General features: G+C 63.8%; 11 protein-coding genes. 5 read left to right on the forward strand and 6 right to left on the reverse strand.

Annotated elements, in window-relative coordinates; translation table 11 throughout:
* Window positions 1-103 precede the first annotated feature (103 nt).
* A complete protein-coding gene (locus ABZV91_RS31250) occupies window positions 104-415 on the reverse strand; it encodes a hypothetical protein (RefSeq protein ID WP_355249325.1) in 312 nt (103 codons plus the stop codon).
* A gap of 88 nt (window positions 416-503) precedes the next feature.
* Here ABZV91_RS31250 and ABZV91_RS31255 point away from each other — a divergent pair, with 88 nt between their 5' ends.
* The 3 genes from ABZV91_RS31255 (at window position 504) to ABZV91_RS31265 (ending at window position 4,727) form a co-directional block, all read left to right on the forward strand.
* Window positions 504-1,442: a phosphotransferase gene (locus tag ABZV91_RS31255; protein ID WP_355249326.1), complete on the forward strand. Its 939-nt coding sequence runs from the start codon at window positions 504-506 to the stop codon at window positions 1,440-1,442.
* A 271-nt stretch (window positions 1,443-1,713) separates the two neighbouring features.
* Window positions 1,714-2,394 (forward strand): alpha/beta fold hydrolase, encoded by a 681-nt coding sequence (locus ABZV91_RS31260; RefSeq protein ID WP_355249327.1) that lies wholly within the window; start codon window positions 1,714-1,716, stop codon window positions 2,392-2,394.
* A 1,091-nt stretch (window positions 2,395-3,485) separates the two neighbouring features.
* Window positions 3,486-4,727 (forward strand): FAD-dependent monooxygenase, encoded by a 1,242-nt coding sequence (locus ABZV91_RS31265; RefSeq protein WP_355249328.1) that lies wholly within the window; start codon window positions 3,486-3,488, stop codon window positions 4,725-4,727.
* Between the two features lie 35 nt (window positions 4,728-4,762).
* Here ABZV91_RS31265 and ABZV91_RS31270 read toward each other — a convergent pair whose 3' ends face one another.
* The 5 genes from ABZV91_RS31270 to ABZV91_RS31290 all read right to left on the reverse strand — a co-directional run bounded on the left by ABZV91_RS31270 (window position 4,763) and on the right by ABZV91_RS31290 (window position 7,120).
* Window positions 4,763-5,341 (reverse strand): hypothetical protein, encoded by a 579-nt coding sequence (locus ABZV91_RS31270; RefSeq protein WP_355249329.1) that lies wholly within the window; start codon window positions 5,339-5,341, stop codon window positions 4,763-4,765.
* A gap of 34 nt (window positions 5,342-5,375) precedes the next feature.
* The gene (locus ABZV91_RS31275) at window positions 5,376-5,621 is read right to left on the reverse strand and encodes a hypothetical protein (RefSeq protein ID WP_355249330.1); all 246 of its coding nucleotides are present in this window, start codon (window positions 5,619-5,621) and stop codon (window positions 5,376-5,378) included.
* 114 nt (window positions 5,622-5,735) lie between these two features.
* Window positions 5,736-6,212 (reverse strand): DUF4254 domain-containing protein, encoded by a 477-nt coding sequence (locus ABZV91_RS31280; RefSeq protein ID WP_355249331.1) that lies wholly within the window; start codon window positions 6,210-6,212, stop codon window positions 5,736-5,738.
* A 4-nt stretch (window positions 6,213-6,216) separates the two neighbouring features.
* Window positions 6,217-6,669, reverse strand: a complete 453-nt coding sequence (locus tag ABZV91_RS31285; protein WP_355249332.1) for a hypothetical protein — start codon at window positions 6,667-6,669, stop codon at window positions 6,217-6,219.
* A gap of 151 nt (window positions 6,670-6,820) precedes the next feature.
* Complete coding sequence (locus tag ABZV91_RS31290; RefSeq protein ID WP_355249335.1) at window positions 6,821-7,120, reverse strand: hypothetical protein; 300 nt, start codon at window positions 7,118-7,120, stop codon at window positions 6,821-6,823.
* 166 nt (window positions 7,121-7,286) lie between these two features.
* On the opposite strand from ABZV91_RS31290, the gene ABZV91_RS31295 reads away from it, so the two are divergent.
* Complete coding sequence (locus tag ABZV91_RS31295) at window positions 7,287-8,144, forward strand: helix-turn-helix transcriptional regulator (protein ID WP_355249333.1); 858 nt, start codon at window positions 7,287-7,289, stop codon at window positions 8,142-8,144.
* Window positions 8,145-8,153: 9 nt separating this feature from the next.
* A complete protein-coding gene (locus ABZV91_RS31300; protein WP_355249334.1) occupies window positions 8,154-8,534 on the forward strand; it encodes a DUF397 domain-containing protein in 381 nt (126 codons plus the stop codon).
* The last annotated feature ends 168 nt before the right edge of the window (window positions 8,535-8,702 follow it).

Here is an 8,702-nt window from a genome sequence, read left to right on the forward strand (position 1 = left end):
CACAACCAGCACGCCCGCCCCAAGACAGAGTTCGCAGTCAACTCCACAATCCGGCGCCCGGATTACCTACCCAACGTTGCTTGACGAGGCACTAGCCGAGGAACTACTCGCGCTGACCAAGTTGAACTGGAACCAGACCCAGCTGGACGGACGACAACCCATCACCTTGCGCACCGCTGATCGTGTCGGGCAGATACTGCGACACCTGAGCGCCCAGGACCGACCACAGGGACGCTACGCCTTTTACATGTGAGCCTTCATCCACGAGACAGTCCGGGCAGCTACTCGTCATCACGTTGATGGGAAGCCGCTGCCATTCGCCGACGAGACCCGTATCGACGCCACCTGGACCTTTGATGCCATAGTCGACCGGATCTACCACGACATCGAACACGATTTGGCCGGTGGCGGCCAACCCGAAGGATCCGCCGTGGGCTCCGAGCCGCCAGCCCCAGAGACGAAATTCGATGGTGAAGCCGGTCTACACGCTGCACGATGATCCGATGACCGAGAGCAAAGCCCCGGTGTCCCGGATCCGGTGGAGCGGTATACCGGTGGCGGTGCGCGCCGGGATCGAGGAACGGTTGGGTGCACGAGTGCGTTCGGCATCGACCCAACCGGGAGGATTCAGCCGCGGAATGGCTTCCCGGCTGGTCTTGGTCGACGGCCGCACCGTGTTCGCCAAGGCCATTCCCACCGAGGAAAGGTTCGTCCACCGATACCGCGTTGAGGCCGACACCGCCGCGCAACTGCCACCGCAGATCCCGTCCCCGGCGCTGCAGTTCACCCTGGAGACCGACGGGTGGCGCGTGTTGGTATTCGACGACATCGCGGGGCGGCATCCCCGCTTCGGGCAGTCGGCGGAACTTACGGCGGTCCTTGCTGTGATCGAGGATCTGGCACGGACGCTGACCCCGAACCCTCTGGCATGGGTCCCGACCCTGGCCGCTGAGTACCGTCCGAAACTCTCGGGCTGGCGTGCTATCGCCGAGGACGGCCCGCCCGACGACATGAACGGTTGGGCGCGCCGGAATCTGGATCGGCTGGCAATCTTCGAAACGCGATGGGAGGCTGCCTCGGTGGGGGAGACACTATTGCATACCGATCTTCGCGCGGACAATATGCTGCTGCGCCCGGATGGCGGTGTCATGGTGGTCGACTGGTCTTGGCCGTGTGTGGGCGCAGCGTGGGTGGATCTGGTGCTCCTGGCACCCGCATTGACCCAACATGGGGTCGACCCCGAACCGATCCTGGCGTCGCACCCCCTTACCCGCGATATCGATCCCGCCGCGATCACCGCCGTGGTATGCGCGCTGGCGGGATATTGGACTCGGGAGAGCCATCGGCAGGCCGGGGCACAGTCGCCGGCTCTGCACCGCCATCGAATCGAAGCCAGCCGCGCGGCGATCGCGTGGCTACAGCGGCGAGTCGGCTGGAGATAATCACGGCGATACCGCTGCGGTCGGCGCTGAACAGTTCCTGCTGGGATTCGGAAGGTACAGCCCGCTGGTCGTGGCCCGGCGAGTGCGGATTGTATAGGGGCGGTGTCTTATGCGACGCGAGTGACTGGTGGCCGACTGACTGATCAGAGGGAGTGATGGTGGAGAACGTGATGCTGACCGCGGCGGATGGCGTGGTACTCGACGCTGCTGTGCACGCTGCGTGGAGGGACGCGGGTCGTGGTGCGGTGGTGCTGGTCCATGGAGGATCACTGTGGACAAAGACGAGGGCGCCACGATGTTCGTCTGCCTCGCCGACCGACTGGTGACAGCGGGGTTTCATGTTGTGCGGTTTTCCTTCCGCGGCCACGGAACCAGCGGCGGCGCGTCGCGGGGTGTGACCATCGCAGGGGAGTGTCTGGATTTACAGGCTGCGGTGGAATACACGCAGAACCGGTTCGCGGGGCCGTTGTCGGTGGTGGCTGCCAGTTTCGGTGCGGTACCGACCGCGTTACTGCTGCCGTGGCTCGCTGCGAGTCTGGACCGACTGGTGTTGTGGAATCCGGTTCTCGACCTGCACCACACGTTTGTCGAGCCCGAGCTTGCATGGGGCAAACAGAACTTCGAACCGCAGCAGCGCCGCCGGCTGGCCGAGCGCGGGGTACTCCTCGTCGATGGCGAGTTCGAACTGGGGCAGGTCCTGTTCACCGAGTTCGAGCACTACCGTCCCCTCGACCAGTTCCTTCAGGCCGACGTCCCCGCGTTGATTGTGCACGGGGACCGCGACACAGCCGTCTCCTACCGCATCGCCGCAGAAACAGCCAGGGTCCGCCCGGTGACCGAGCTGGTAACGATTGCGGGCTCAGACCACGGGTTCGATTCCGAGGACAGGGAGAACGAAGCGATCACCACCACCGTGGAATGGCTCACTGAGCAATCCACACCCGGGTGGTGAAGCGCGTGGTCGGTCTCGCGGACCTCTGATCCTTTCCGAGTCGTTTCGGCGACCCTGCTGCGAGCAGGCGCTGCGGGTTCAGTTTCGCAGCTCTCGCGTATCCAGGTGAGGAACGCGGCGCAGTCGTCAGTGTTATTTCGCCATCAGTCGCCGGGGGCATACTGCTCACCGCCCGCTTTCTTCTGCTTCACGCAAAAATTCGTCCTTCCCGATAATCGTGCAGCACATCACCTGTGTCCGTGGTAGGAAATTTTGCATTAACGCAAAATCGGTGCACGTAAACCCTTCCCTTTGAGGTTGTTTAGGGGTTTGGATGGGGGCGTCAATCCAATACCGGAGAGGTGATCAATGGATCCGAACATTATTCTGATCTGGCTGGACCCCACGTTGTCGACGCTCTCACGCGGGTCCTTCGGTGGCTCCGTTGTCAGCGGGCATCGTCCTGTCATTCATCTGATTCGCTCGTCAGCGATACCCGATCTACTGGGTGGCATTTTCTCCTGAAAAATCGGGGACTGACGCGTTATTTACTTTTTCTAAGCTATTGATCGCCCTCCATGAATGGCTGTTTCTGCGTGGCATTCGACAGAAAATCATTGCCATCCTCGGAGTCTCGCCGAGAGTGTACCGAAATCTTCTTCTGACTCTCAGCCAAACGTGCCGTCGCACAGCATGCAACGGAGGCTCTGCCACGATCACAACCCACCCGACGGTCGAAACGCTGACCGAATCGGCGCAGGTGAAACTAGCGAATTACCTGTCTTGGAACGTGATGCCGGTCGGTACGCCTCCCTCATCTACGCCGACGGCACGTTCGGCCGGGAACGGGCGGTACCGCTGTGGTCCACAACGACGTCACAGCCGATGTAGATGTGCCGCTGACCTACACAAATAAAACCTGACGGGCGTAAAGCGGTGCATGGCGCTCTCACCACCGCCCGTCCCATCGTGTTGGCGAACCTGACCTCACGCCGCGCCACGGCTTTCCCCTCTCACTCTGGCGTGACGGTCGCGGTTCGTGTTCTCCCGTAATTCCCGCGCGCAGCCCTGGTTCCAGGTCCATGCGCCACAACAGCCCAGGAAGGCATGTCATGTTTCGAATCGCCGCACCGGCCGAGTCCATCCTCATCGTCGGGGCCGGTCCAGCCGGTCTCACTCTCGGCATCGAACTGCTGCGCCGCAGCGTGCCGTGCCGTGTGATCGAGGCACTGCACGCCCCCGTCACCACGTCACGGGCCTTCACCGTGCACGCGCGGACTCTGGAGCTCTTCGAGATGATGGGGATCGTCGACCCGTTCCTGGAGCAGGGACTACGCGGGATATCGATGGACTACCGCTTCCGCGACGCCAGGCAGGTCGTCCGGCTGGATTTCACCACCCTCGACAGCAAATACCCCTGCTTCCGGATCATCAGCCAGACCGACACCGAACAGATCCTGCGCGAGCACTTCCTGCGACTCGGTGGAGTCATCGACTGGCACACCGAACTCCGCGCCGTCACCGGCGACGACGGTGCGGTAACCGCCACCCTGTTCGACATCGCCGACCAGCGCACCGAAACCGTGCAACCCGATTGGCTCATCGGCTGCGACGGCGCCCACAGCATCGTCCGGCGCCACATAGGCGCAGAGTTTCCCGGCGCCCGCGACCACGGCTCGGTGATGTGGATGACCGACGCATCCTTGACCGGCCGCCCCGGTGAGGCCGGCCGCGTCTGCTACGACATCGGTGCCGACCACATGCTGCTGACCACCCAACTGCCGAACGGGACCTGGCGAGTCCTGGTCAGCGGCGCCGGTGACACCGACAGCGTCGACAGCTCACCGGAAGCTTTCCAAAAGATCCTCGACCAGCACTTCGACGGAACGGTAATCCTCGGGGACCCGCAGTGGACGAGCGTGTTCCAGGTCAGCCGCTATCTCAGCGCCACCTACCGCCAAGGCCCGATACTGCTGTGTGGTGATGCCGCGCATCTGCAGGCTCCCGTCGGCGGCCAGGGTATGAACGTTGCGATTCAGGACGCGGTCAACCTCGGCTGGAAGCTGGCCGCTGTCGCCACGGGCGCTGTCGGCCCGGCACTCCTGGACACTTACGAGCAGGAACGACGCCCGATCTGTGAAAAGGTTATCGCCGACACCGACGAACTGCACTCGGTGATCCTGAACCACGGTGTGCCCCTCACCACGCGCCTCGCCAAAACCCAGGAACCCGGATTCCTCGACCGTGCCGTACGCAACATCTCCGGCATCGCCTACCGCTACCGCGACACCACCACCGCATCCTTACTCCGCGGGCTGGGCGTCGGCGACCGCGCGCCCGACGTCGAGGCTTGAACCGGTCGGATCCGCGAGTAGACCAGGGCGGGTATTCATACGCGCAGCGCACCGTACGTCCAGCTCAGGAACGCGGAATGGTCGACGGTGCTCGATACTTGCATCGGTCGTCCGTGGTTTGCGTGGCCCAGACGTGCGTTGGGGTGTATCTCGATTCGTTCGGTGTGGAAGGCAACGAAGGGCAGTCCGAGCGCGGCGCTGAGAACCAGGGCATGCCTCATCCAGGCTATGGATTCACGGGCGGACCATGCTCGTAGGTGGGTCGCCAGTAGTTGTGTCCACGGCGGTGCGGTGGGGCGTTCGAGCGCCCGCAGGCGTGGGGAGTTTGGAGGGATGCGGAGGGCGTCGGAATCGGTGTGGTCGCCGAGAATTAGACGCGGTGTGTGCAGTGCGCGCAGGGCAAGCCCGGCAGATGTCGGATCAACGCGGAAGTTCTCGGGGACAGGCGTCTTCCCCCGGTGACCGCCCGGCGGCCCGCCCAGTTGGGTGACCATTACCTGGTCGGTGATCTCGGGTAGGCGGGAAATGACGGCGGTGAGGTTGGACATCGGGCCCAGCCCCGCCCACCGGATTAGGCGGGTGGATTCGCAGAGTTCAACAATGGTGGCGATCATATGATCGAGACCACGGATGCGTTCGAGGAAGTCTTCACCGAACGCCCGGGGGAGGTTGGTCGTTGTCGAGGAGGAACCGGTCCTCGCCGCCCAGGTCGAACCCGGAGATCACCCGGACATCGGGCCGGTCGAGCATATCCAGCATGTGGCGGGCCAGCTGCGCGCGGCGGCCACGAGTTTCGTCGGCGGTGACCACGACCAGATTCGGTACCATACGCGCCGCGATCACCAACGCTACGAGACCTCCCGGGTGCCAACCGATATCGGTATCGAGGATCACCAGCTCATCGCCTGTTACGACGGGTGGCGAGGCCCGGTGGCCGGTCGTGGGTGGGCCGGGGATGGAAATTGGAGGCTCCTTCCAGCGCGGGCGTCGGTAGCCGCCCGGGTTCGATCACGGGCAGGGTGTGTCGGGGAGGCGTCGTGCTCGGTGGGCAACTGCGGTGGTCAGGTCGGTGTAGTCGTCGACCAGTTCGGCGAGGCGGTACCACGCGGCGTGTACGAACGGGCTGGACGGTTCGGCGCTCATCAGCAGGTGGTACGCCCGAACCTGCTGGGCAGCGAGCCGATCGATCACGGTGCCCAGGGATTCGAAGTGCATGGTCGCGTTCGGATGTGGCGGCGGCGCATTCTCGGTCACCCAGAGATCGGCCTGCATCAACAGTTCGGTGCGGTGTGGGCATGTCAGGCAGACGGGGCGATGAAGACGCTGCTGTTGCAGTTGCCCGAACCGGTAGGCGATCGGTGCGAGGGGATGGGGGCCGACGTGATGACCTCGGATGGCCGACAGCAGTGCCTCGGCGGTCGGGAACAACGATTCCGACGAGTCGGTGATACGGGCGGGTCGTGGGGTGCCGGTGCTGGCGTGCATCGGGTCACCTCCGTGACGTCAGCAGCTGGCGGCGGGCAGTGGCAAGCACGGTCGACCGTGCGGGCAGCGCTTGTGCGGTGGTCGGGGGCCAGATCCAGTACCAGGTGAGGGGTTGGTCGGTCATAGGCAGCCACACCCTCTGTCCCGCGGTCAGAACTCGTACCCCTGCGCGGTGCAGTGCGGCACGAGCGGTGGCGCCGAGCGCGCCGCCTGTGCCGGGGCCAACGAGGAACACCCAGTCTCGGCGCGGTCGCTGATAGGTGAATACCGGCGCAATGAGGCTGCGGTCGTGTTCGAGTTCGTGACGGACCAGAGTGCCCAGGTCCGGTGGCATCACCACCGCACCCAGCGATCTGGACGCGGTTACCGCGACCCGGCCGAATGTGCAGGAGACCGGAAATCCCATCCCCCGGTAGATGTGGGCTACCTCGAAGGGCGTGTGGCAGTTCTCGAACATCAGGATTTGTCCTTCCGGTGAGGCCCGCCTTTGACCACACCCAACGGAGACCCGGGTACCGGCTGTATCGGGACGACCCTGCGTTGGCCGCGGGCCGCGACCGCGCTGAACGCCACGGTCGTGTTAGCGATCGACCACGCCCGCCGCGCGATCACCGCGACACCCCTGCCCAGGCCAGCGCCCGCGCGGCGAACCCTTCCTTACGGGGCGGCGGCCACGGACACTCCATGGCAGCCATGCCCATGGCTTCCAACACGGTCAGCCCCAGCAGCCCGACGTGAGCCTGCAGGGCCGCCATGTCTTCGAGGGCAAGTAGCGCCGCTTCGGCTTGATCGCGTGTCAAGGTTCGCCCGGGTAGATAACTCACTACCCATCCGCCGTCGCCTGTGCTGCGCGCGTGGTGCGGTGTGCGGTCGCTGACGAGATGTTGTGACTCCTGCAGAACCGTCATGTTGATCACTGCTCCCGGTCGTCGTGTGGCGGTACATACCACCCCTGAATCGACCATAAGCAAATATATAAGCTGATACAAGCGCTTATGAAGTTCCTTATGAGTACGCTTGTGGATGTGGTGGATACTGAGTCGCACGACCCTGAAACCGCAGGAGGACCACACAGTGACCGTGAGCCGATCAGATCCGTCAGCACTGCGCTTCTTGATCGGTCACGAGCTGCGATCCGCCAGAGTGCGTGCCGGGGTCAGCCAGGCCGAAGCCGCCAAAGAACTCGGCTGCACCCAGCCGAAGATCAACAACATGGAGAACGGCAAGTACCAGCAGCAACCCGACGAAACCGCCACCCTCATGCGTCTCTACGGGGCAGAGGTCGATCAGATTGATCGGATCACGTCACTGGCCGGCCGCGCCGATCAGAGCACGTGGTGGGCGCCGTTCAGCGAAGTCCTGCCCGGCTGGTTCAAAACGTTCATCGGACTCGAAGGGCTGGCGACAAGCCAATTCACCTACCAGGCGATGACCCTGACCGGCCAGCTCCAGACCGAGGGCTACGCCACCGCCCTGCTCAGCGGGGGCCTGCAGATCGCGCCACTGGACCTACCCCAAACCATCCGAGCACGGATGGCCCGCCAGCGGTTGACCAGCGAAGATAACCCGTTATACCTGCAGGCCGTCATCGAGGAACACACCCTCGACCGGCTCGTCGGTGGCCCCGAAGTCATGGCGGAACAGCTCGGCCACCTCCTCGATCTGATGGACCGCGAGAATGTCGAACTCCGCGTGATGCCGACGAGTACCCCCGTTCACGCCGGTCTCGACGGGGACTTCACCCTGCTCCACTTCGACACCGCGCTGAGCCTCGGCTACATCGAGTACCAGACCGGCGCCCTGTACGTGCAGGATCGAGAGCAGGTCGCGATGTATAAAATGATTGCAGATCGACTTCTCTCCCTGGCCCTGCCAGTCGAGGAGTCCGCCCACATCATCCGCGGGCGCAGAGATCGCCTCGAACAAGCGTAGGAGAACGGAATGACTTCCCAGGACCGCCTGCACTGGCGGACCTCGAGCTACAGCGGGACCAACGGCGGCCAGTGCGTCCAGGTTGCCTTCGGAAGCCAGACGGTCTTCATACGCGACAGCAAATACCTCCGAGATCCCGCCAACGATCCCGCAGTCCAACCCATCATCGCCATCGATAGCACCCTCTGGCCACGCTTCCTCGACCACGTGAAGGCAGGCAGCGGCCACCCACTCGGCGACGGCCTCCCCGAAATCGAACAGCGCACAGACGGCTACATCGTCCTACGCGATTCTGACACCGAAGCGCCCGCCATGGTCTTCACGCCCACCGAATGGGCCGCGTTCATCGCAGGCGCCAAGGCGCAGGAATTCGATCTGCGCGCCGCCTAGTAGTGTCTCCCGTCCTTGAGGCGTCGTGTAGGAGCTCAGAAAACGTGTCGGAATCTCGGAATGATTGGACGGTGTGACTGGAGCCCTGTGGGTGGGTCCAGCGGTTGTGAGAGTTCTGATGCACCAGAATGGGTGCAGAAGGAGACGATCACACCATGTCACGACGTC

It is taken from the genome of Nocardia sp. NPDC004568 (assembly GCF_040609955.1).
Classification (GTDB): Bacteria; Actinomycetota; Actinomycetes; order Mycobacteriales; family Mycobacteriaceae; genus Nocardia.

What these genes read in the sequence shown, in the direction of transcription:
- ABZV91_RS31300 (WP_355249334.1), top strand. Translation starts at nt 8,154, where the DNA reads ATGACTTCCCAGGACCGCCTGCACTGGCGGACCTCGAGCTACAGCGGG.
- ABZV91_RS31280 (WP_355249331.1), bottom strand. Translation starts at nt 6,212, where the DNA reads ATGCACGCCAGCACCGGCACCCCACGACCCGCCCGTATCACCGACTCG.
- ABZV91_RS31270 (WP_355249329.1), bottom strand. Translation starts at nt 5,341, where the DNA reads ATGATCGCCACCATTGTTGAACTCTGCGAATCCACCCGCCTAATCCGG.
- ABZV91_RS31255 (WP_355249326.1), top strand. Translation starts at nt 504, where the DNA reads ATGACCGAGAGCAAAGCCCCGGTGTCCCGGATCCGGTGGAGCGGTATA.
- ABZV91_RS31285 (WP_355249332.1), bottom strand. Translation starts at nt 6,669, where the DNA reads ATGTTCGAGAACTGCCACACGCCCTTCGAGGTAGCCCACATCTACCGG.
- ABZV91_RS31290 (WP_355249335.1), bottom strand. Translation starts at nt 7,120, where the DNA reads ATGACGGTTCTGCAGGAGTCACAACATCTCGTCAGCGACCGCACACCG.
- ABZV91_RS31265 (WP_355249328.1), top strand. Translation starts at nt 3,486, where the DNA reads ATGTTTCGAATCGCCGCACCGGCCGAGTCCATCCTCATCGTCGGGGCC.